Below are 20786 nucleotides of genomic sequence, written 5' to 3'. Positions count from 1 at the left end.
TATGAATGATAACGAACTCCCAAATATCACGGCCGATGCGTTTGATATTCCGTCGGCTGATAAGTTTGCGGTGCAGTCATCGAGCCACCGCCCTCGTATCTTGTTGCTATATGGTTCCTTGCGGGCGCGTTCATACAGCCGACTGGTGGTTGAGGAAGCGGCGCGCCTACTGACGGCAATGGGGGCCGAGGCGCGGATTTATGATCCTAGTGGCTTACCCGCGGCCGATAGTGTTGATCCTTCACATGAGAAAGTGGCGGAGTTGCGCGAGCTGATGATGTGGTCTGAAGGGCAGGTTTGGTGTTCGCCTGAACGCCACGGTTCGATGGCCAGTATCATGAAAAGCCAAATCGATTGGGTGCCTCTAAGTCTTGGGGCCGTGAGGCCAACCCAAGGCAAAGTGCTCGCAGTGATGCAAGTATGTGGGGGCTCTCAATCATTCAATACGGTTAATCAGCTCCGTGTTCTCGGCCGCTGGATGCGTATGTTTACCATTCCGAACCAATCATCGGTGCCCAAAGCCTATTTAGAGTTTGATGAACAAGGCCGGATGCTGCCATCGCCTTTTTATCAACGCATTGTTGATGTGGTGGAAGAGCTTATGAAATTTACACTCTTACTTCGTGACAACAAAGACTATCTCGTTGATCGCTACTCTGAGCGCGTTGAGAGTGCCGATGAACTATCAACACGTGTCAATCAACGTCAGATATAAAAAGGAAATATCGCGATGACTCAATCTGAAACCTGTGCACCGTCGGCTGCGCAAAAAATGGGATGGCTCGATCGGTATTTAACCGTGTGGATTTTCCTCGCTATGGCCATTGGGGTGAGTGTGGGGTGGCTTTTTCCCGACGTCGCGACCCTCAGTGAGCGCTTATCGGTCGGGAGCACCAACGTGCCGCTGGCGGTTGGCTTGATTTTAATGATGTATCCGCCACTGGCGAAAGTAAATTATCGCTTACTGGGCTCGGTCACGCGCGACAAAAAAGCCATCACGCTATCGCTGATCATGAACTGGGTCGTGGGTCCTATTCTTATGTTCGCGCTGGCGGTGCTGTTTTTACGTGATGAGCCAGGCTACATGGCAGGAGTGATACTAATTGGCTTAGCACGCTGTATTGCCATGGTCTTGGTGTGGAACGACATCAGTGGTGGCAATAAAGAGTATGGCGCAGCCCTAGTGGCACTGAATAGCTTATTTCAGATCCTGACCTACAGTGTGATGGCATGGCTATTTATCACCGTTTTACCTCCTATGCTGGGGTTACAAAGCTATGTGGTGGATGTCACCATGGGGGACATCGCGCAAAGTGTGCTGATTTATCTGGGTATCCCTTTTTTGGCGGGCTATCTATCACGTACCGTGCTGGTCGCTAAAAAAGGTGAACAATGGTACGAAGACGTCTTTTTGCCACGTATTTCCCCGATGACGTTAATCGCTTTGTTGGCGACCATTGTGTTGATGTTTAGCCTCAAAGGGGAAGCGATTGTTGCGTTGCCGCTTGATGTGTTGCGTATCGCTGTGCCGCTGGTGACCTACTTTGTGCTGATGTTCTTTATTAGCTTCTTTGTGGGCAAAAAACTGGGGATCCCGTATGACCGAAACGCGTCAATTGCGTTTACCTCATCCGGTAATAACTTTGAATTGGCGATTGCGGTGGCAATAGCAGTCTTTGGCATTCACTCTGATCAAGCCTTTGCAGGAGTGATTGGGCCGCTGGTGGAAGTGCCTGTGTTGATTGCCTTGGTGAATGTCGCGCTAAGAATGAAGCGACGCTATACGACTTAATATGAAGCTTTTGTGAATTCTTGTTTGTCAGGGTTGCGTGCATGCTTAGGCTTTATAATATACGCATATCCATATGTGCATTTAATGAAGTGTAGTGAGAGAGCCTATGTTGCCTCACCAGTTTTTCAAATTATTGGCCGATGAAACACGTGTGCGGTGTTTACTGCTTATTGCTCGTGAAGGGCAGTTATGTGTTTGCGAGCTCACCGAAGCGCTGGACACCTCGCAGCCGAAGATCTCACGTCATTTGGCGCAACTGCGGGCCAGTGGTGTGTTGGTTGATACGCGCCAAGGGCAATGGGTGTTTTATCGCTTAGCCGCTGATTTACCCGGCTGGATGCGCAAACAAATTCAGGGTTTAGTTGATTCCAACTGCCTAAAAGATACTTATCAAGAAGATATCACGCGGCTTGCCAAGATGGCGTCTCGCCCTACCTGCTGCGTGTAAAGGAGAAAGCAATGACAATTAAAGTCGGGATCAATGGGTTTGGCCGTATCGGTCGCTTAGCACTGCGGGCAGCATTTGATTGGCCAGAGCTCGAGTTTGTGCATATTAACGATGTGGCGGGAGATACCGAAACACTGGCGCATTTGCTGGAGTTTGATTCGGTACAAGGGCGTTGGCATCACGCGGTGAGTGCAGAAGGCAACCGCGTGCAGATTAACGGCAAAACACTGACGACAAGCCAAGAAAAAGCGATTGATGCCGTCGACTGGTCAGGCTGCGATGTGGTGATTGAAGCAACGGGAAAACACCGTGATGCGGATTTGCTGCAGCAATACTTGGACCAAGGCGTAAAGCGCGTGGTGGTCTCTGCGCCGGTCAAAGATGAGCGTGTGGCGAATATCGTGGTGGGAGTGAATGACGCGATATTTGATCCGAGTAAACATCGAATCGTCACCGCAGCGTCGTGTACCACGAACTGCTTGGCACCGATTGTGAAAGTGATCCATGAAAAGCTGGGGATTGCGCAGTCGACCTTCACCACCATTCATGATTTAACCAATACCCAAACGATTTTAGACGCGCCGCATAAAGACTTACGTCGCGCTCGCGCCTGTGGCATGAGCTTGATCCCGACGACTACAGGCTCAGCGACCGCCATCGTAGAAATTTTCCCGGATCTAAAAGGTAAGATTAATGGTCATGCGGTGCGTGTCCCCCTCGCTAATGCGTCGCTGACGGATGTAATTTTTGATGTGGAAACCGATACCACTGCTGATGAGGTGAACGCACTGTTGCAAGAGGCCGCGGACGGCGAGCTCAACGGCATTCTTGGCTTTGAGGCGCGTCCTTTAGTCTCGATTGATTACCGTGGCGATCAGCGCTCTACTATTGTCGATGGTTTATCCACCATGGTAGTGGGTAAGCGTATGGTCAAAATCTATGCGTGGTATGACAACGAAATGGGGTATGCCACGCGCACCGCGGAGTTGGTGCGCAACGTCGGCGGCGTTGATCAGTAATCGCTTTTTTATAAGGTAGCGATGTGTGCCCAGTGCCGCATCGCCCTTTTTTGTCTGTGAATCGATGACCACTATGTTTGCTCAATTAAGCCAATCTGTACGCCAGTATATGCTGGTGACCTTTAACTATTGGAATTTCACCATCACCGACGGTGCACTGCGGATGCTGGTGGTGCTGTATTTTTATGAGTTGGGCTACGGCACGTTAGAAATCGCCTCGCTGTTTTTGTTTTACGAATTCTTTGGGGTGGTAACCAATCTTGTCGGCGGCTGGTTAGGAGCCCGATTAGGGCTTAACCGCACCATGAATATTGGCCTTGGCATGCAAATTATCGCGCTTGCCATGTTAGCCGTGCCAGCCGGTTGGCTCACTATTCCTTGGGTGATGGCGGCTCAAGCCTTGTCTGGAATTGCGAAAGATCTGAACAAGATGAGCGCTAAAAGCGCGATTAAAACCTTAGTGCCTGACAATGCACAGGGAGCGCTGTTTAAGTGGATTGCAATCTTGACCGGCTCGAAGAACGCGCTCAAAGGCGTAGGTTTTTTTGTCGGTGGCGCATTGCTCTCTCTGATTGGCTTTCAATATGCGGTGGCGGCGATGGCGGGTGTGTTGAGTTTGGTGTTTATCGGCAGTGTGGTATCGCTCAATGCGGAGTTGGGGAAAGCCAAAAATAAGCCTAAGTTTTCGGAAATCTTTTCCAAGTCTCGCAGTGTGAATATCCTCTCGGCTGCACGTTTATTTCTTTTCGGGGCAAGAGATGTGTGGTTTGTGGTGGCGTTGCCAATTTATCTCGGCACCACATTTGGTTGGAGCCACAGTGCGGTGGGCGGCTTTCTGGCCCTTTGGGTCATCGCTTACGGCATGGTGCAAGGGGTTGCGCCGAAAATTACTGGGCGCCAAGCTGGCCATTCGCCGGGCGGTAAAGCGGCGCTCGGTTGGGCAGGTTTATTGGCGGTGGTAACTGGCATCATTGCTTACGCGATTGGCGAACAGTGGTATCCGCAAGGGGTGATTATCGTTGGGCTCATGGTATTCGGGGCGATATTTGCGATTAACTCTTCCCTGCATTCCTACTTGATTGTCAGCTACGCCAAAGGCGATGGTGTGTCGCTGGATGTAGGATTTTATTATATGGCGAACGCCATGGGACGCTTAATTGGCACCGTGTTATCCGGTTGGGTGTTCCAAGTATGGGGGCTCGCCGCGTGTCTTTGGGTGTCGTTTGGGTTTCTCACCGTAACCACGGTCATTTCGCTGGGGTTACCCAAAACGATAGCCTTAACAGATCACGCTTAAATAAAGAGGGGAAAGCATGCATATGCTTGCCCCTCTTTAAGACTACGGCTACTCATTGAGCATATTGCTGATTTTCTTCTGCAGCTCTTTATCTTCACGTGCTTGACGAAAAACAGCGTTATATTCTTCAATCGTTAGACCCGTTGCCTCAATCGCTTGCGCCATTTCTTTTTGCGTCTCCGCCATTAGCGCTTTCGCCTTTTCTTCACTGCGAATGCTCTCAAGCTTGCTTTTGTAATCTTTTGAGATTGAAACCACCTGTTCAGCGGCCTCTGCGTAGCTGCTGACTACTTGGTCGGTCAGCTGATCCGCTGACAGTTCGTTTGTTTCGTTGGCAGCGAAACTTGGCAGACTGGCTGCAACAACAAACGCAAAAAATAGGGTCGCTAATAAACGTTTCATCAATACTCTCCTTTTATTCATCACGGTCACCCTAAAAGAGATGGAGAGTGACGGTCAAACGCGAAAAGGCAATCAGACAAATTCTCACAAGACCATGACATTGTTGATACTGTAAGGATTGTTCAGCTTTTTCGAATAACTCCAACAAGTTGCTCTGCCGACTTTTCTTAGCGTGCTTCTTATACTGCTGTTAGTAAAAAAGGAGGACATATGGGAAAACTGATTGATGGGGTATGGCACGATGTGTGGTATGACACCAAATCGTCGGGGGGCCGTTTTGTGCGTGAAGACGCAGGGTTTCGCCATTGGGTCACCGCGAGTGGTGAAGCTGGTCCAAGCGGCGATGCGGGTTTTAACGCTGAATCGGGCCGCTACCATCTGTATGTTTCTCTTGCGTGCCCGTGGGCGCATCGCACCCTGATTATGCGTCATTTGAAAGGACTTGAATCTCATATAGATGTCACCGTGGTGGCGCCTGAGATGTTGGAAAACGGTTGGACGTTTTCGAAGCCAGAGCCCTTACATGGCTTTGACTATGCGCACCAGTTGTACACCAAAGCCAAGCCTGACTATACGGGGCGGGTTACTGTACCTATCTTATGGGATAAGCAAACCGAGACCATTGTCAGTAATGAGTCAGCCGACATTATTCGCATGTTCAATTCGGCGTTTAATGGTATTACGGGCAATCATGATGATTATTACCCAGACAACCTGCGTGCGGCAATTGATCAATGGAATGAATTTGTTTACCCCAATGTGAACAATGGCGTGTACAAATGTGGCTTTGCCACCGAACAAGCGGCTTATGAGGAAGCCTTTGATCAGTTATTCACTGCATTGACAGTGTTGGATGATCATTTAAGCCGTAACCGTTACCTTGCTGGGAACCAGATTACAGAAGCGGATTGGCGCCTGTTCACCACCTTAATTCGCTTTGATCCTGTCTACGTGGGCCACTTTAAATGTAATAAGCAACGTATTGCCGATTATTGCAATTTGTTCTGTTACATGAAGGAGTTATTTCAAGTACCAGGCGTCGCAGACACCGTTGATATGTATCATATCAAAACGCATTACTACTACAGTCACGGCAATATCAATCCGACACGTATTGTGCCGAAAGGGCCAGAGCAAGACTTGTGGTCGCCGCATGGCCGCGCATCACTCGCATCTCACGCGAAATGATGAAGTTATCACCGCAAAAGCAACGAAAAAGGGCCAGCAAATGCTGGCCCTTAAAGATGGTGGTGGAGGAAGGATTCGAACCTTCGAAGGCTGAGCCGTCAGATTTACAGTCTGATCCCTTTGACCGCTCGGGAACTCCACCATGGAGTCTTGCTTTGTAAAAGTGGTGGTGGAGGAAGGATTCGAACCTTCGAAGGCTGAGCCGTCAGATTTACAGTCTGATCCCTTTGACCGCTCGGGAACTCCACCACGGAGTCTTGCTTTGTAAAATGGTGGTGGAGGAAGGATTCGAACCTTCGAAGGCTGAGCCGTCAGATTTACAGTCTGATCCCTTTGACCGCTCGGGAACTCCACCACGGAGTCTTGCTTTATAAAATGGTGGTGGAGGAAGGATTCGAACCTTCGAAGGCTGAGCCGTCAGATTTACAGTCTGATCCCTTTGACCGCTCGGGAACTCCACCACGGAGACGAGGCGAATCTTACCAAACCGACTGAAGCTGTAAAGAGTTTTCTCAATCCAAGCTAGTGGTTGGTGCTTTTTTCAGCGTCTTGCGCGTGATAATTACCGTAAAGTGTGCTTTTTCGACGTTTTTTGAAACCTGGCCGCGCTTACACAGTCTTATCTCTGTCTCGCTTTGTCGCACAATCCTATGTAATAACGATAAAAAACAGTGTCTTTACAATTCTTTAAGGACAAAAAAATGCAGATCAGTACACTTGTGCTATCCAATCTATAAGGTACATGGTAATGAAGAAGTGGATGCTATTAGGCGTCGTGGTGTTGGCGGGCGTCGCGTTCTGGCAGTGGGGCGATACACAGCTCCCTAACGAGAAGGTCTCTGCGCCACCACCGGGGGCACGATCCGTGGATGTGATGACGGCACAGGTGGAAACCAAACCGATTGCGCCGTCGTTATCCTTGGTGGGGAATGTCAAAGCCCACCAACAGATTAATATCGAATCGGAAGTCTCGGCGCGCATTGAAACGGTGCATGTCAAGCCTGGCGAAACCGTGCAAAAAGGGGCGCCTTTGGTGACCTTTAATCGCGCCAAAGCCCAAGCCGCGGTGCTGGAAGCGTCGGCTTACCTCAATGATGAGCAGCGCAAGTTAAAAGAGTATACCAAGCTGGCGCAGCGTGGTGCGTTAACGCAAACCGAGTTGGATGCACAGCAAGCGAGTGTCAATATTGCCAAGGCGCGTTTGCAATCGGCGCAATCTGATTTAGATGATCACCGTTTAGTTGCGCCCTTTTCAGGTCGCATTGGCCTGTTTGATTTAAGTGTCGGCCAGCGCGTGGATGTGGGCGAAACCCTCTTTAGTCTCGACAACCTGTCACGCATGAATCTTGATATTCAGGTGCCAGAGCAATACGTCGGACTGCTTTATCCCAATATGCCAGTGGCGGTCACGTCGCAAGCGTACCCCGATGATGCCTTTACCGGCACGGTGAGTGTGGTGGACTCTCGGGTGGATAAAGAAGCGCTATCAGTCAGTGTCCGTGTGGCGCTGGATAACCCTGAACGCCAATTGCAGCCCGGCATGCTGATGGAGGCGAAACTGACCTTGCCGGAGCAACAAGCGGTGATTGTGCCTGTGCAAGCTCTGCAATATTCCGGCACACGACGTTATGTTTTCCGGATTGATGATGAAGGCATTGCTCATCGCACTGAAATTACCCTTGGCGCGCGGATTGATAACCAAGTGGTGGTAAGTAAAGGACTTGAACCCGGTCAGCACATAGTGGTGCAAGGTTTGGTGAACATGCGTGATGGGGCGCAAGTCTCTGTATTAAATGCGGAAGCGCCCAAAAACCAAACCGATGACCAAAGCCGTGTGAATGATACCGAGTCTGAGACGGAGGCCAGCTAATGTGGTTGTCTGATGTCTCGGTAAAACGGCCAGTGATGGCAATAGTATTGAGCTTGCTGCTATGTGTCTTTGGCGCGGTGTCTTTCTCGACCTTGTCCGTGCGTGAGATGCCTGATATCGATAGCCCGGTTGTGAGTATCTACACCGGCTATTCCGGCGCCTCAGCGAGCATTATGGAAAGCCAAGTCACGCAACTGATTGAAGATGAGCTCTCCGGCATTAGCGGTATTGATGAAATTACGTCAGTCAGTCGCAATGGCTCATCGCGTATCACGGTGGAATTTAATCTCGATCATCCGCTGACTGAAGGGGTGAGTGACGTGCGCGATGCTGTGGCGCGCGCACAAGGGGGATTACCCGATGATGCCAACGATCCGATTGTCTACAAAGACAACGGCACCGGCGAAGCGGCGGTTTATATTAACCTGGCCTCGTCAGAAATGGACCGCAACCAACTGACGGAATATGCCCAACGTACGCTGGAAGATAGATTCAGTTTGATCTCAGGCGTGAGCTCGGTCGATTTATACGGCGCGCTGTATAAAGTGATGTATGTGAAGCTGGATCCTACCCAAATGGCGGGGCACGGTGTTACCACTCAAGATATTCTTGATGCATTGCGGGATGAAAACTTAGAAAGTCCGGGCGGGGAAATCCGCAATGACGTGATGACCATGCCAGTGCGTAGCGATCGGTTATACCGTGATGCGGAGGACTTTAAACAACTGGTGGTGCGCACTACGGCGAATGGCACTGCGATTTATCTGTCGGATGTGGCGGAGGTGGCAATTGGCTCACGGAACGAAGATGCCACCTACAAAAACAATGGTATCAATAATTTAAGTTTGGCGCTGATCCCACAATCCGATGCCAACCCGCTCGATATTTCTGACCGCGCTCATAAGCTTGTCGATGAGATGCAGGCCTTCCTGCCCGAAGGCACGCGCCTGTGGGTCGATTACGACACCACGGTATTTATTGATCGCTCGATTGAGGAGGTGTACAGCACCCTATTTATCACTGGGGCGTTGGTGGTATTAGTGTTGTATATCTTTATTGGCCAAGCGCGCGCCACCTTGATCCCCGCAGTGACTGTGCCGGTGTCCTTGATATCTGCCTTTATCGTTGCCTCGGCGATGGGCTTTTCCATCAACCTGCTGACTTTAATGGCGCTCATTCTAGCGATTGGTCTGGTGGTGGATGATGCTATTGTAGTGGTCGAAAATATCTTCCACCACTTACAGCAAGGCGATCCACCCTTGGTGGCCGCTTACCGTGGCGCACGGGAGGTGGGCTTTGCGGTGATTGCCACCACGGCGGTCTTGGTGATGGTGTTCCTCCCCATTACCTACATGGATGGCATGATTGGTAAGCTGTTCACCGAGTTTGCCGTGATGCTTGCCGTCACTGTGCTCTGTTCGTCCCTCATTGCGTTAACGCTCACGCCGGTGCTTGGCAGTAAATTACTGCGCTTAAATGTGGCATCGACTCCCGTAAACCGTGTTATCACTCGTGGGTTTGATGTGCTTGAAGGCTACTATCGCCGTGCGTTGGGGCATGTACTGCGCTGGCGTTGGGTGGCACCTGTGGTCATTCTGCTTTGTATTGGTGGTAGTGGTGTGTTGATGCAGCACTTACCATCGCAATTGGTGCCACAAGAAGATCGTGGGGTGTTGCTGGCATTTGTCCGTGGTGCGGAAGGCACGGCCTATAACCGAATGGTGGGTAACATCGAGAAAATTGAGCAGCGTTTAATGCCCTTGGTCGAGGCGGGGACCTTGAGCTCGGTCAGCGTACAGACACCGGCGTTTGGCGGTCGAGCGGGAGATCAAACGGGCTTTGTGATCATGCTATTGCCGGATTGGGATGAGCGTGATCGCTCTGCACAGGATATCTTGGCGGAAGTCCGTCAGGTGTTAAATGGTGTGCCAGACGTGCAAGTGTTTCCGTTTGCGCCTGGCTTTGGTGGGGGGAGTTCAGAGCCCGTGCAGTTTGTATTGAGTGGCCCAGACTATCCTGAGCTTCACCGCTGGGCGGAAAAACTGGGCGAAATGGGGCGTGAGGCGGGCATGATTGATAGCCCAGATTATGACTACAACCAAACTACCCCTGAGCTGGTGGTTAAAGTGGATCGTCGTCGCGCCTCTGAACTCGGCATTTCGGTGCGGGATGTGTCCGATACGTTAGAGGTGATGCTTGGCGGCCGTGCCCAGACCAGTTATGTGGATCGCGGTGAAGAGTACGATGTGTATGTGCGCGGCGATGAAAAGGCCTTTAGCAGTAAAGGTGATCTCAGTCGTATTTATATGCGCAGTCGTAGCGGTAAGTTGGTTTCGCTCGATGCGGTAACCACGGTGGAAGAAACCGCGTCCGCGCAGCGTTTAAGCCATACCAATAAGCAAAAATCGATCACCTTATCGGCGCATTTAAGCGAGGGTGTGACGCTGGGCCAAGCACTCGATTATCTGGATAAAATCGCGGCTGAGAACCTGCCGGCCGATATCTCGGTGGGCTATTCAGGAGAGTCGAAAGATTTTCGTGACAACCAAACCAGTGTGCTGGTGGTGTTTGGTTTAGCGCTCTTGGTGTCGTACTTGGTGTTAGCGGCGCAATTTGAAAGCTTTATCAACCCCTTGGTGGTGATGTTGACGGTGCCTATGGGGATGCTAGGCGGCTTTTTAGGCCTATGGCTGACCAACCAAGGGATTAATATCTACAGCCAAATTGGTTTGATTATGCTGATTGGGATGGTGACGAAAAACGGTATCTTGATCGTGGAGTTTGCCAACCAATTGCGTGACCGCGGCATTGCATTTGATAAAGCGATTATCGATGCGTCAGTCCGTCGTTTGCGGCCGATTCTGATGACAGCGTTTACCACTTTGGCAGGGATGATCCCACTTATCCTCTCCACTGGCGCGGGAGCGGAAAGTCGTATCGCGGTTGGGACGGTGATCTTCACCGGTATGGCCTTTGCAACCTTTGTCACCTTGCTGGTGATCCCGGCGATGTATCGTCTGCTCTCCATTCATACTCACTCGCCAGAGTATGTCGCGCAGCAGTTGGATAAAGCGCTCGCGGTGGAAACTGTGCATCGGGCCAGTCATGGTGAGTTTGATACCCACCCGCATGATGAGCCGCATAAATAACCGCTGTTGTATTCTTGATACAAAAACCGCCTCTTCATAGAGAGGCGGTTTTTATTTCTTGTCGCTGCCTGTGAGTGCCCGCTATTAGGCGTTTTCGGCTTGTTTGCGTCGCAGTGCGGCTTGTACGTCCGCTTGATTGGCCAGATAGTCATCTAAGCCACGCTGACGCAAATGGCAGGCTGGACACTCACCACAGCCAGTGCCTTTAATGCCGTTATAACAGGTTAGGGTGTGGTCGCGCACAAAATCGAGAGCGTGATACTGGTCTGCCAGTGCCCACGTTTCAGCTTTATTCAGCCACATCAATGGTGTGACTAAGGCGAGTTTTCTGTCCATGCCGCGCTCAAGGGCTTGCTGCATTGATTGAATAAAATCGTTACGACAATCTGGGTAGCCAGAAAAGTCGGTTTCGCAGACACCGGTGATCACCGCCTCAGCGCCAATTTGATAGGCGTAGATACCCGCTAAAGTCAAAAACAAGATATTACGTCCCGGCACAAAGGAATTGGGCAGGCCGTTTTCGTTCAGTGCATTGGAAACAGGAATGTTGTCGCGTGTGAGCGAGCTAATTGCTAATTCATTGAGCAAGCCAACATCCAATACCTTGTGCGCACTGACTTTGCGGTTTGCAGCAATCTCACGGGCAACATCAATTTCTTGCTTGTGGCGCTGGTTATAGTCGAAAGTGAGGCAATGCACTTCGTCGTACTCTGCCTGCGCTTGAATCAAACAGGTGGTTGAATCCTGTCCTCCGCTAAATACCACAACGGCTTTTTTCATTGGTTTGTCCTTTGGCGCTGCTACTTACCCAGTGTTACACAGAGCACGGATGGTACCCCTGTGTGGTATCGACAGCAAGCCAGATGCGATGATGCAATCCGTTAGTCAGCACGCAATTTGTCCCCTCTTTGTTTGCTAAGCTACGCCTTGATGGTTGATTTATAAAGGACATTCACAAGTCATGGACGGACTTGAACCGCAAGCTATCCCCAGCCTGTGCCGCACGCCTATCTCGGGTATTTTTGTCAGAGTATGTCACCCTGAACACATCGACGCTGTCTTGATGCGAGGAAGTAAAGACAGACCGAACGGTCGGTATAATTGTCAGGGCGAAAGCGCACTGTATTTAACCGAGACTGCAGAGAGTGCGCGCGTAGCCATGCAAAAGTACGCCAGCCAGATCACAACGCCACGTGTGCTTGTGCGGTATCAGGTTGACCCCTGTGAGCTGGTGGATTTGCGTCATCCTGAACTTCAGCAATACAAAACCTTATCCAGCGTTGATTGGCAAGCCGCCTTAGCAAAAGGCGAATCACCATCCAGTTGGTGGGTGGCCGATACGCTGAGAAGTGGTAATGAAATTGGCTTGATTGACCCGTCGCGAAAAGATCCCAGCACTTGGCATATCACCTTGTTTCGCTGGAACGCCCCAGGCGCGCCGTCCGTAACCAGAGTGGGCGAGCCTGAAGAGATTAGTTTGAAATGACGGTCGCTGATAAGGCGAATCAAAAAACTTTTTCAGTGATATTTAAGTGCTACAATACTGATACTTTAATGTCACTATCCGGGCGAGCGATGAAAGTAGAACTTGTGACCACACTGAAGCGTCAGGCAACCAAAATTTTGTCTGAATTGAAGGCGAATAAAGAGCCTGTTTTGATCACCGAACATGGTAAGCCTTCAGCGTACTTATTAAGTGTGGATGATTACGAATTAATGCAGAGTCGTCTTGCTATCTTAGAAGGGATCGCGCGTGGCGAACGCGCAATTACCGAAGAGAAGCTCTTGAGTCACCATGATGCCAAGGAACAAATGTCCAAATGGCTCAAATAGTTTGGACTGAGCCTGCGTTGGCGGATCTGAATGACGTTGCGGAGTATGTTGCACTGGACAACCTGGTTGCAGCTAAAGCGCTAGTGCAAGCGGCCTTTACAGCAGTTGAGCGGTTAGTGCTTTTTCCTGATTCTGGTCGAGTGCCACCTGAACTACCGCACTTGAATTACCGAGAGGTGGTGGTGAACCCTTGTCGTATTTTCTATAAGCAAGAAGAAGACACGGTGTTTATCTTATTCGTCATGCGTTCAGAACAGGATCTACGTAAGTTCTTACTATCGCGTTAAATTTGTCATTACACTTAAAAGTTCTCTATTGGTTACTGACTGCGCGTCAGGCAACGCGCAGTGTTCGTCTTTATGTTTACTGTTTCGCCACAAAAGCTTTTAACCCTTCGAGCGTCTCGGCTGGGATAGGGCAGCTTTTCCCGGTTTTAAAATCGCAATAGACAATCAAAGCCTCGCCCTCGGCCACACAGCGATCTTGATTGTGGCTGTAGATTTCATACTTCATCGCATAGCGCTTTTCTTGAATATCCTCGACCCAAGTGACAGTGGTGATGGTATCTGGATACACCAAAGGGGCACGATAATCGCAGCGGGTTGAGGCGACCACGGGGCCAACATGCAGCCGTTTGGCTAGCTCGAACACTTCCAATTTTTCAAGCATCACCACGCGTACATCTTCAAAATAGCGAAAATACACGGTGTTATTGATATGTTGCATGGCATCCATGTCGTTCCAGACAATCGCCTGCGTATGAGAGAGCGGGTAGTTTTCTACTGGGATATTAGCCACAAGACAATCCTCCTTAATTGTGTGCCTTGATTGCACACCAAGCCCAATGACAAGACAAGCCGCGTAGGTATAAATACGGAGCTTTGTCTAACAATGACGTAACAAAATACATGACTCGACAAAGCGGTTCTCAACGCGGGTGGCGCTAATCGGTTAATGTGGCAGCAATCAGACTCTGGTATGATACGCCCCCCTTTGGCCGTGCTTGGGCGCGGCATGATTTACTTTTGTTGTGGATACGACTTTGACTGATACCGCTTTTTCCTCGCTAGCGTTACCCGCTGATTTACTCGATAACTTAGCAACCTTGGGTTATACGCACATGACACCGATTCAGGCGCAGAGCTTACCGTCTGTACTCAGTGGCAAAGATATTATTGCCCAAGCTAAAACCGGCTCGGGGAAAACTGCGGCGTTTAGCCTTGGCGTGTTAGCCAAACTGAACGTAAAACGCTTTCGCGTGCAATCTTTGGTGCTGTGTCCAACCCGTGAGCTGGCCGAGCAAGTGGCGGTTGAGATGCGTAAGTTGGCGCGTGGTCGCCATAATGTCAAAGTGCTGACGCTATGTGGCGGCGTATCGATTGGCCCACAAATTGGCTCATTGGAGCATGGTGCACACATTATTGTCGGCACGCCGGGGCGTGTGGATGATCATTTACGCAAAGGTACATTGCGTCTCGATGACGTTGAGACCTTGGTGTTGGATGAAGCCGATCAGATGCTGGATATGGGCTTCCAAGAGACCTTGGATGCTATCATTGCGCGTGTTCCTGCTCATCGCCAAACCTTGTTATTCAGCGCTACCTTCCCGCGATCGATCAATGCGATTGCCCAGCGAGTGCTGAGCCACCCTTTCTCCGTTAAAGTGGATGAGGTGCAAACGCAAAGTACAATCTCGCAACACGTCTACAAAGTCGATGACAACAAGCAGCGTTACCAGGCGTTAAAGTTACTTTTATTGCACTTTCAGCCGCAAAGCTGCGTGGTGTTCTGTACGACCAAAGCTCAAACCCAACAAGTTTGCGATAACCTAGAAGATGACGGTTTTAGCGCCGTTGCCTTGCATGGCGATATTGAACAGCGTGGCCGTGAGCGCACCTTGGTAAAATTTGCCAACAAAAGTGCGTCCGTGCTGGTGGCCACTGATGTGGCAGCGCGAGGCTTAGACATTGATGACATGGATATGGTGATCAACTATCAACTCGCCCACGATCCGCAAACTCACGTGCACCGCGTTGGCCGTACCGGTCGCGCAGGCAAAAAAGGGGTGGCGTGTTCGCTATATAACGATGCCGAGCACTATAAACTGGCGATGATTGGCGATCAGTATGAGCGCGACTTTCTCCCTGAAGCCCTGCCGCCGCAGCACTTGCTTGACACTGCGCCTTACCAGCCTGAGATGGCAACCTTAATGATTGACTCAGGTAAAAAACAAAAAGTGCGCGCGGGTGACATTTTGGGCGCGCTGACCGGTCAAGCGGGCATTGACGGTAAGCAGGTGGGTAAAATCAATGTGCTCGATAATGTGGCGTTTATTGCTGTATCACAATCCTGCGTTAAAGCTGCGTTGCGTAAGCTCAATGATGGAAAAGTGAAAGGCCGCACTATTCGTGCCCGCCGGATTTGAGCCTTACAGAAGAGACATCGCTTGCCAAGCCTTTAAGCTAATCTACTCTATTTCAATGGCTTAATGATAAAGTCTGCACGATACCTTGTTGGTGTCGTGCACGTTAGCATGGAGTGACAGATGAAAAAGTATTTTGAGAACTCAGCCAAAGCCTTGCTCGGCCAGCCGTTTGGTAGCCTTAGTTTGGGAGAACAGAAAATTATTGAAAGTATTGCCAATAACACGGCAGTGTCTTAGAGCGTCAACAAGTCCTTCCACGAAAGTCTGACCACTGGCAGATGGTGGCGGACAAAATTGCCTCATTTGGTTGCTCTGGTCATTTATCGGGCTTTTCTTCGCATTCATGATTGGCTGGATTGTCGTGAATACGGCTTGGTTAGTGGGAGACGCGTCATTCGATCCCTATCCCTTTATTTTGCTGAACCTTGGGTAATCCAGTCTGGCGGCTTTCCAAGCGCCGATCATCATGATGTCGCAAAACCGCCAAGCGTCAAAAGACAGGATGGAGCAAAAAGCCACCTACGAAATCAATCTAAAACTCGAGCTTGAACTCATGCGCCTGCACGACAAGTTTGATGCCTTGCAGGCGAGGATAGATGAAAAAAAGTCATTGAAAATGAATGTTTTTATTAAATCCAGGTAAAAAGAGGCTTGCTGTTTTCCTGTTTAATTATTCAATGAACAAACATAATTGAGCACGTTATCACCACAAGGACGATCCGGTCTTTTTCAGTCTCAAGGGGGGACGGATAACACTCGTTTAGAATACGACACTCAGGATGTAAACATGAAAAAGCAGTTTCTATTAGCGGCGCTGGTGCTCGCACCTTTGTCTGTGGCCCATGCGACGGGACCGTATATTGGTGTTTCAGTGGGTCAAAGCAATTTTGATGACGCCTTTATTAATGCCGAGGCCTTTGGTATCAGTGCTTCCCAAGATGTGGAGCTAGATGATACCAGCAGTACTGCCGGCGCTATCTATGCCGGTTATGCCTTTAATGATTACTTAGGCGCAGAAGTCAGCCTTGGTGGTTATGATGCGCTGAATGGTGATTACTACTCCATTGGCGACATGATGTACTTTGCGGTACAGCCCAAAGTTACCCTTCCTTTAAATGACCGTTTTAATTTATTCGCCAAAGCGGGGTTAGCTTACTTTGAGGCTGAAGTGGCGGTTTCAAATGCCATCTTCGGCATGTCAGGCAACAGTACCGTCTCGGATGATACTATCGGAGGCATGCTAAGCGCAGGTGCTGAGTTTTATATGACAGATCAGCTGAGTGTCCGTGCTTCGTGGGACTATATGCGCCCTGAGTTAGACTTATATCAAGATGCACAAGCGACAGTTTCTGCGGATGTTGATATCAATACGTTATCCGTTGGGATGAGCTATCATTTCTAAAGTCTAAAAGTGGGGCTTGGGACTCTGGGCCCCTGTTTCTTCTCCTAGCTGAGAGTGAGTATTTTTGCGTGCAGGAAAATAATCTCAGACGTCTCTACCAGTTAATCTCTCGCTATACCGTACAGCACGCTCATCAAGTAACAATCGAGGAACTTGAGTCGGCCTTTTCGACTTCTCGCCGTAATACCAGCAATGTGTTGAGAGAACTCGATAGTCTTGGTTGGATTGACTGGACACCTGCTGTGGGTAGGGGGAAACCAAGTGAGCTTTTTATTCGGGTGACATTTGCTAGCACCTTATTTGATGTGATCAAACGGCAGCTTAATGAAGGGCGTTTTGACTTAATCAGTAAGCTACTTACCGCGTATGGTGACTTGGCCGCACGGATTTTGGCCAGTGCAGTGGAAGAGCAAAATACGGTGAACAAGAGTAACAATCGTTTATTGGTTGCTCGTTACCCTTGGGTGGATGAACTCGATCCGGCAGTGACAATTCGCCGCGCGGAGCTACATATCATCAGCAGCGTTTACGATACCTTGGTGCAGCAAGATTCGTTCGGCAATATTGTTGCGGGGATTGCGCATGAATGGCGGGTGTTAGAACAAGAGATTATCTTTTATTTACGCGACCGCGTGCAGCGCCATGATGGTTTATACCTCAGTGTGAATGATGTGGCGTGGAGTCTTGAACGGCTCAAGCATGCCCAATGTCCCGTTTCTCCTATTTTTCAGAGCATTGTCTCCGTGACGGTACTCGGGGAACATAGTTTGTCTGTCAAGTTGGCCGAGAAAAATCCTCTGTTTCTGTATGCGCTTGCCACCCCGCATGCCAGCATTCTGTGTCCTGAGACAACCCCATTCAGTAAGAAGCACCATGTGCATATTGGAACGGGTGCTTTTAAGGTCAGTGAATGGGACAGCGAGAAACTGACATTACAACGGCATACCCAGTACTTTCAAAAAAATGCATTGCTGGACCAGGTTACCCTCTCGCATGCCAGTGAAGAGATCACCAGTGCAATGAGTTTTAATCAAGAGTCGGGCGAGAAAAGTGTCAGCAGCATAAACGCGTACTCCTATTTATCGTATCGTCCGCGGCCTAACGCTGGGATCACGCCTTCTCAGTGGTATCAAATTGCTGACTACATTGGCGCCTGCAAGTACCACTATGACCCGGAAAATGTGGTTGAAGGAGCGTGTCACTACGGACGACGGTTAATCCCGGCTCGTCCCCTATCATTACAGGGAAAAGTCGTGTTAGCGGAGCCGCAATGGACACTTCCTCAATTGCGCCGTTTAGCCAATTGGTTACATGAGTGCATTCGTGCTACAGGCGTAGAGCTTGAAGTACATGAATATACTGAAATTAATAATCCAGAGTATTGGCAAGGTCGTGCAGATCTTTTGCTGGTTGAAGAGGTGATTGAGTTTCCGTTGGAGTATGGCGTGTATGAGTGGTTGATGATCTCAACTGGGCTCAGGTTTGCGCTTAACCGCGAGCAGCTGAGTTTACATCGTCATCAGGTTGCGCAGTGTGCTGGTCGAGAAAGACCCTTAGCCGCGCTCAGGCAGATAGAGAACCGACTCTATGACCAGTTTACTTGCGTGGCGCTATTTAATGGTGTCGAGGAGCTGAGCTGTCTCACTCAAGTGCAAGGCATTGGGATCAATGCTACTGGGTATAGCGATTTTAAAAAACTTTGGGTTGAAAAACCGCAAAATTAATAAAAGCCATCAATTAGGAACGTAGAGGTAACAATGAAACGATTAGGTGTCGTTGGCATGCTGATGTTAAGCCTTGCCGGTTGTACGACCAATACCATGCCAGAAACGCTGTACGGTGAGTTTGCTCGCGTATATGTGATAGCCGAACAATGTCGAGATGAGATTGGACCAGAAACTCTTGGTGAGTTTTATCATCTAGCAGGGCGTGTTAAAAACACCTGGCAATATGATCAAGGTGAGCTAGACCATCAGTATATAAAGGCAAAGCGTCGTTATGAATACGATAAGCAAGATTGTCAGCAGCTGCTGGTGACTATGAGCCAATGGCGCCATGAGCTGGAGGACTATGACCAGCAGAACACAGCGGCCGTGGAAAACCTTCGTCATCAGCAGCGACGTCTCGAAGCCATCACACAACAAAATCGTCAAAATCGCATTCAGACCACTTATTGTACTGAATCTGATATTACTCACTCTGAAATCTGCACATCGTACTGAACGAGTGGTTATAACAAGAATGCGAAAGGCTCTCCGAGTATGAGAGCCTTTTTGCTTTTGGCGTTACCCCAACACCGTCTGCAAATCATGGGTTGCTTGGTCGAGATCCCCAATGTGCTCGCGTACCCAATCAGGGTTGTAATAGGTGTCTAGGTAGCGCTCGCCGCTGTCACACAGCAAGGTGACAATAGAGCCTTTCTCGCCGTTGGCGCGCATTTCATTGGCCAGCATCAAGACACCGAACAGGTTGGTACCGGTGGACGCGCCGGCTTTGCGGCCAAGCTGGCTTTCTAGCCAATAAATGGTGGCGATACTGTGGGTATCCGGCACGGTGGTCATTCTATCAATCACGCCGGGAATAAAGCTGGGCTCGACACGTGGTCGTCCAATCCCTTCAATGCGGCTGCTTTTATCGGTGGTCAGTGCACTGTCGCCGGTGAGGTAATAATCGTGAAACACCGAGTGCTCAGCATCTGCCACCATCAGCTGAGTCGGTTGGCAACGATAACGAATGTAGCGGCCAATGGTCGCTGAGGTGCCACCGGTGCCCGGACTCATCACAATCCAGCGAGGGATAGGGAAGCGCTCGTACTGCATTTGATCAAAAATGCGGTTGGCAATGTTGTTATTGCTCCGCCAGTCGGTCGCGCGCTCGGCATAGGTAAACTGATCCATGTAATGGCCGTTTAGCTCTTTAGCAAGGCGGCGAGACTCGGCATAGATCTGATCTGACCGCTCGACAAAGTGCGCTTCGCCGCCATAAAAACGAATTTGTTCAATCTTCTTACACGCAGTGTTTTTGGGCACTACGGCAATAAAACGCAAGCCAAGCAAGCGGGCAAAATACGCTTCAGAAATGGCAGTACTGCCTGATGAGCTTTCAATGATGGTGGTGTGCTCATCAATCCAACCATTACACAAGCCGTACAAAAACAAAGAACGCGCCAAGCGGTGCTTCAAGCTACCGGTCGGGTGGGTGCTCTCGTCTTTTAAATAGATATCAATGTCCGTAAAGCTAGGGAGATCGAGCTTAATTAAATGGGTATCTGCAGAGCGTTTAAAGTCAGCTTCAATCAGGCGAATCGCGTTACCGACCCAAGTATGGCAAGGATGTGAGGTTGTCATCATGCATCTCCGAATACGTAATTAGCACCAGTTTACGTAAAGAGTGGGATAAAAACCTTGCTATTTTTGCTCTATAATGACGCTAAAAGAGAAAAATGAACTCCTAAATAACACTTAATGGAAATAAATTTTCATGAATGTCACTTTAGATGAGATAGATCGCACTTTACTCGCGGCGCTGCAGGAAGATGCCAACTGGTCTGTGTCCGCGCTGGCAGAACGGGTGAATTTAACCACAACCCCCTGTTGGAAGCGGCTGAAACGGCTGGAATCACAAGGAGTGATCCGCGGGCGGGTGGCATTGCTTGACCCCGAAACCGTTGGCCTCGCATTTACCGCCTTCGTCCATATCAAAACCAATGATCACAGTGAGCAGTGGTACAAGACCTTTACCGAGGTGGTAACCGAGTTCCCTGAGGTGATGGAATTCTACCGCATGGCAGGCGAGTATGATTACATGATGAAGGTGCAGGTAGCTGATATGACTCGATTTGATCATTTTTATAAAAAGCTGGTCAATTCTGTGCCAAGTCTGAATAATGTGACATCAACATTCGCCATGGAAGCGCTTAAGTACACCACCGCCTTACCGATCCGATAGGTCGTTCTGATGA

Annotated in this window: 20 protein-coding genes, 4 tRNA genes and 1 pseudogene; 17 read left to right on the top strand and 8 right to left on the bottom strand. The window is 49.7% G+C overall.

Annotated elements, in window-relative coordinates; all coding sequences use genetic code 11:
- Window position 1: 1 nt before the first annotated feature.
- The 5 genes from arsH to arsJ all read left to right on the top strand — a co-directional run bounded on the left by arsH (window position 2) and on the right by arsJ (window position 4556).
- A complete protein-coding gene (gene arsH / locus BZG74_RS01215; protein WP_077770995.1) occupies window positions 2-715 on the top strand; it encodes an arsenical resistance protein ArsH in 714 nt (237 codons plus the stop codon).
- Window positions 716-730: 15 nt separating this feature from the next.
- The gene (gene arsB / locus BZG74_RS01210) at window positions 731-1792 is read left to right on the top strand and encodes an ACR3 family arsenite efflux transporter (protein ID WP_077770994.1); all 1062 of its coding nucleotides are present in this window, start codon (window positions 731-733) and stop codon (window positions 1790-1792) included.
- Window positions 1793-1898: 106 nt separating this feature from the next.
- Window positions 1899-2240: a metalloregulator ArsR/SmtB family transcription factor gene (locus BZG74_RS01205; RefSeq protein WP_021024015.1), complete on the top strand. Its 342-nt coding sequence runs from the start codon at window positions 1899-1901 to the stop codon at window positions 2238-2240.
- Window positions 2241-2251: 11 nt separating this feature from the next.
- Entirely contained in the window at window positions 2252-3259 is a 1008-nt protein-coding gene (locus BZG74_RS01200; protein WP_077770993.1) for an ArsJ-associated glyceraldehyde-3-phosphate dehydrogenase, read from the top strand.
- Between the two features lie 73 nt (window positions 3260-3332).
- Window positions 3333-4556, top strand: coding sequence for an organoarsenical effux MFS transporter ArsJ (gene arsJ, locus BZG74_RS01195; protein ID WP_077771125.1), 1224 nt, complete (start codon window positions 3333-3335; stop codon window positions 4554-4556).
- Between the two features lie 48 nt (window positions 4557-4604).
- On the opposite strand, the gene BZG74_RS01190 is transcribed toward arsJ, so the two are convergent.
- Complete coding sequence (locus BZG74_RS01190; protein ID WP_158020620.1) at window positions 4605-4958, bottom strand: DUF4168 domain-containing protein; 354 nt, start codon at window positions 4956-4958, stop codon at window positions 4605-4607.
- A 210-nt stretch (window positions 4959-5168) separates the two neighbouring features.
- Here BZG74_RS01190 and BZG74_RS01185 point away from each other — a divergent pair, with 210 nt between their 5' ends.
- Window positions 5169-6146, top strand: a complete 978-nt coding sequence (locus tag BZG74_RS01185; protein ID WP_077770991.1) for a glutathione S-transferase family protein — start codon at window positions 5169-5171, stop codon at window positions 6144-6146.
- A gap of 57 nt (window positions 6147-6203) precedes the next feature.
- Here BZG74_RS01185 and BZG74_RS01180 read toward each other — a convergent pair.
- From BZG74_RS01180 to BZG74_RS01165, 4 genes are all read right to left on the bottom strand, one after another.
- Window positions 6204-6288, bottom strand: a tRNA-Tyr gene (locus BZG74_RS01180).
- A gap of 22 nt (window positions 6289-6310) precedes the next feature.
- Window positions 6311-6395, bottom strand: a tRNA-Tyr gene (locus tag BZG74_RS01175).
- Window positions 6396-6416: 21 nt separating this feature from the next.
- Window positions 6417-6501 (bottom strand) — tRNA-Tyr (locus BZG74_RS01170).
- 21 nt (window positions 6502-6522) lie between these two features.
- Window positions 6523-6607, bottom strand: a tRNA-Tyr gene (locus BZG74_RS01165).
- A gap of 287 nt (window positions 6608-6894) precedes the next feature.
- Here BZG74_RS01165 and BZG74_RS01160 point away from each other — a divergent pair.
- Both BZG74_RS01160 and BZG74_RS01155 read left to right on the top strand, forming a co-directional pair.
- Window positions 6895-8016 carry an efflux RND transporter periplasmic adaptor subunit gene (locus BZG74_RS01160; RefSeq protein ID WP_077770990.1) on the top strand — a complete coding sequence of 374 codons (1122 nt, stop codon included), beginning with the start codon at window positions 6895-6897 and terminating at the stop codon, window positions 8014-8016.
- Window positions 8016-11165: a multidrug efflux RND transporter permease subunit gene (locus tag BZG74_RS01155; RefSeq protein ID WP_077770989.1), complete on the top strand. Its 3150-nt coding sequence runs from the start codon at window positions 8016-8018 to the stop codon at window positions 11163-11165. Before BZG74_RS01160 ends, BZG74_RS01155 begins: the two co-directional genes overlap by 1 nt.
- Before the next feature lie 84 nt (window positions 11166-11249).
- Here the strand turns inward: BZG74_RS01155 and queC are convergent, their stop codons facing one another.
- The gene (queC, locus tag BZG74_RS01150) at window positions 11250-11945 is read right to left on the bottom strand and encodes a 7-cyano-7-deazaguanine synthase QueC (RefSeq protein WP_069588004.1); all 696 of its coding nucleotides are present in this window, start codon (window positions 11943-11945) and stop codon (window positions 11250-11252) included.
- Between the two features lie 181 nt (window positions 11946-12126).
- Here queC and BZG74_RS01145 point away from each other — a divergent pair, with 181 nt between their 5' ends.
- The 3 genes from BZG74_RS01145 to BZG74_RS01135 all read left to right on the top strand — a co-directional run bounded on the left by BZG74_RS01145 (window position 12127) and on the right by BZG74_RS01135 (window position 13285).
- On the top strand, window positions 12127-12651 hold the full coding sequence (locus BZG74_RS01145) for an RES family NAD+ phosphorylase (protein WP_077770988.1): 525 nt from the start codon (window positions 12127-12129) through the stop codon (window positions 12649-12651).
- Window positions 12652-12740: 89 nt separating this feature from the next.
- The gene (locus tag BZG74_RS01140; RefSeq protein ID WP_077456206.1) at window positions 12741-12998 is read left to right on the top strand and encodes a type II toxin-antitoxin system Phd/YefM family antitoxin; all 258 of its coding nucleotides are present in this window, start codon (window positions 12741-12743) and stop codon (window positions 12996-12998) included.
- Window positions 12986-13285 (top strand): type II toxin-antitoxin system RelE/ParE family toxin, encoded by a 300-nt coding sequence (locus tag BZG74_RS01135; RefSeq protein ID WP_021024563.1) that lies wholly within the window; start codon window positions 12986-12988, stop codon window positions 13283-13285. The genes BZG74_RS01140 and BZG74_RS01135 overlap by 13 nt, the downstream gene beginning before the upstream one ends.
- Window positions 13286-13361: 76 nt before the next feature.
- On the opposite strand, the gene BZG74_RS01130 is transcribed toward BZG74_RS01135, so the two are convergent.
- Window positions 13362-13796, bottom strand: coding sequence for an acyl-CoA thioesterase (locus BZG74_RS01130; RefSeq protein ID WP_235605687.1), 435 nt, complete (start codon window positions 13794-13796; stop codon window positions 13362-13364).
- Window positions 13797-14040: 244 nt separating this feature from the next.
- On the opposite strand from BZG74_RS01130, the gene dbpA reads away from it, so the two are divergent.
- The 5 genes and pseudogenes from dbpA (at window position 14041) to BZG74_RS01105 (ending at window position 19047) form a co-directional block, all read left to right on the top strand.
- A complete protein-coding gene (dbpA, locus tag BZG74_RS01125; protein ID WP_077770987.1) occupies window positions 14041-15423 on the top strand; it encodes an ATP-dependent RNA helicase DbpA in 1383 nt (460 codons plus the stop codon).
- A 307-nt stretch (window positions 15424-15730) separates the two neighbouring features.
- Window positions 15731-16066, top strand: a pseudogene (locus tag BZG74_RS15800) (DUF1003 domain-containing protein).
- 144 nt (window positions 16067-16210) lie between these two features.
- Window positions 16211-16825 (top strand): outer membrane beta-barrel protein, encoded by a 615-nt coding sequence (locus BZG74_RS01115; RefSeq protein ID WP_077770986.1) that lies wholly within the window; start codon window positions 16211-16213, stop codon window positions 16823-16825.
- Between the two features lie 68 nt (window positions 16826-16893).
- Window positions 16894-18549, top strand: a complete 1656-nt coding sequence (locus tag BZG74_RS01110) for an ABC transporter substrate-binding protein (protein ID WP_077770985.1) — start codon at window positions 16894-16896, stop codon at window positions 18547-18549.
- 33 nt (window positions 18550-18582) lie between these two features.
- Window positions 18583-19047 carry a hypothetical protein gene (locus BZG74_RS01105; protein WP_077770984.1) on the top strand — a complete coding sequence of 155 codons (465 nt, stop codon included), beginning with the start codon at window positions 18583-18585 and terminating at the stop codon, window positions 19045-19047.
- Between the two features lie 63 nt (window positions 19048-19110).
- Here BZG74_RS01105 and BZG74_RS01100 read toward each other — a convergent pair whose 3' ends face one another.
- The gene (locus BZG74_RS01100; RefSeq protein WP_101494641.1) at window positions 19111-20175 is read right to left on the bottom strand and encodes a PLP-dependent cysteine synthase family protein; all 1065 of its coding nucleotides are present in this window, start codon (window positions 20173-20175) and stop codon (window positions 19111-19113) included.
- A 130-nt stretch (window positions 20176-20305) separates the two neighbouring features.
- Between BZG74_RS01100 and BZG74_RS01095 the strand changes: the two genes are divergently transcribed.
- A complete protein-coding gene (locus BZG74_RS01095; RefSeq protein WP_077770982.1) occupies window positions 20306-20773 on the top strand; it encodes an Lrp/AsnC family transcriptional regulator in 468 nt (155 codons plus the stop codon).
- Window positions 20774-20786 lie beyond the last annotated feature (13 nt).

The sequence above is a fragment of the Salinivibrio sharmensis genome (assembly GCF_001995985.1).
Lineage (GTDB): Bacteria > Pseudomonadota > Gammaproteobacteria > Enterobacterales > Vibrionaceae > Salinivibrio > Salinivibrio sharmensis.
The sequence above is the reverse complement of the archived record's forward strand: the minus strand, read 5'-3'. Positions and strand labels throughout refer to the sequence as shown.

What these genes read in the sequence shown, in the direction of transcription:
- arsH (WP_077770995.1), top strand. Translation starts at nt 2, where the DNA reads ATGAATGATAACGAACTCCCAAATATCACGGCCGATGCGTTTGATATT.
- arsB (WP_077770994.1), top strand. Translation starts at nt 731, where the DNA reads ATGACTCAATCTGAAACCTGTGCACCGTCGGCTGCGCAAAAAATGGGA.
- BZG74_RS01205 (WP_021024015.1), top strand. Translation starts at nt 1,899, where the DNA reads ATGTTGCCTCACCAGTTTTTCAAATTATTGGCCGATGAAACACGTGTG.
- BZG74_RS01200 (WP_077770993.1), top strand. Translation starts at nt 2,252, where the DNA reads ATGACAATTAAAGTCGGGATCAATGGGTTTGGCCGTATCGGTCGCTTA.
- arsJ (WP_077771125.1), top strand. Translation starts at nt 3,333, where the DNA reads ATGTTTGCTCAATTAAGCCAATCTGTACGCCAGTATATGCTGGTGACC.
- BZG74_RS01190 (WP_158020620.1), bottom strand. Translation starts at nt 4,958, where the DNA reads ATGAAACGTTTATTAGCGACCCTATTTTTTGCGTTTGTTGTTGCAGCC.
- BZG74_RS01185 (WP_077770991.1), top strand. Translation starts at nt 5,169, where the DNA reads ATGGGAAAACTGATTGATGGGGTATGGCACGATGTGTGGTATGACACC.
- BZG74_RS01160 (WP_077770990.1), top strand. Translation starts at nt 6,895, where the DNA reads ATGAAGAAGTGGATGCTATTAGGCGTCGTGGTGTTGGCGGGCGTCGCG.
- BZG74_RS01155 (WP_077770989.1), top strand. Translation starts at nt 8,016, where the DNA reads ATGTGGTTGTCTGATGTCTCGGTAAAACGGCCAGTGATGGCAATAGTA.
- queC (WP_069588004.1), bottom strand. Translation starts at nt 11,945, where the DNA reads ATGAAAAAAGCCGTTGTGGTATTTAGCGGAGGACAGGATTCAACCACC.
- BZG74_RS01145 (WP_077770988.1), top strand. Translation starts at nt 12,127, where the DNA reads ATGGACGGACTTGAACCGCAAGCTATCCCCAGCCTGTGCCGCACGCCT.
- BZG74_RS01140 (WP_077456206.1), top strand. Translation starts at nt 12,741, where the DNA reads ATGAAAGTAGAACTTGTGACCACACTGAAGCGTCAGGCAACCAAAATT.
- BZG74_RS01135 (WP_021024563.1), top strand. Translation starts at nt 12,986, where the DNA reads ATGGCTCAAATAGTTTGGACTGAGCCTGCGTTGGCGGATCTGAATGAC.
- BZG74_RS01115 (WP_077770986.1), top strand. Translation starts at nt 16,211, where the DNA reads ATGAAAAAGCAGTTTCTATTAGCGGCGCTGGTGCTCGCACCTTTGTCT.
- BZG74_RS01105 (WP_077770984.1), top strand. Translation starts at nt 18,583, where the DNA reads ATGAAACGATTAGGTGTCGTTGGCATGCTGATGTTAAGCCTTGCCGGT.
- BZG74_RS01100 (WP_101494641.1), bottom strand. Translation starts at nt 20,175, where the DNA reads ATGATGACAACCTCACATCCTTGCCATACTTGGGTCGGTAACGCGATT.
- BZG74_RS01095 (WP_077770982.1), top strand. Translation starts at nt 20,306, where the DNA reads ATGAATGTCACTTTAGATGAGATAGATCGCACTTTACTCGCGGCGCTG.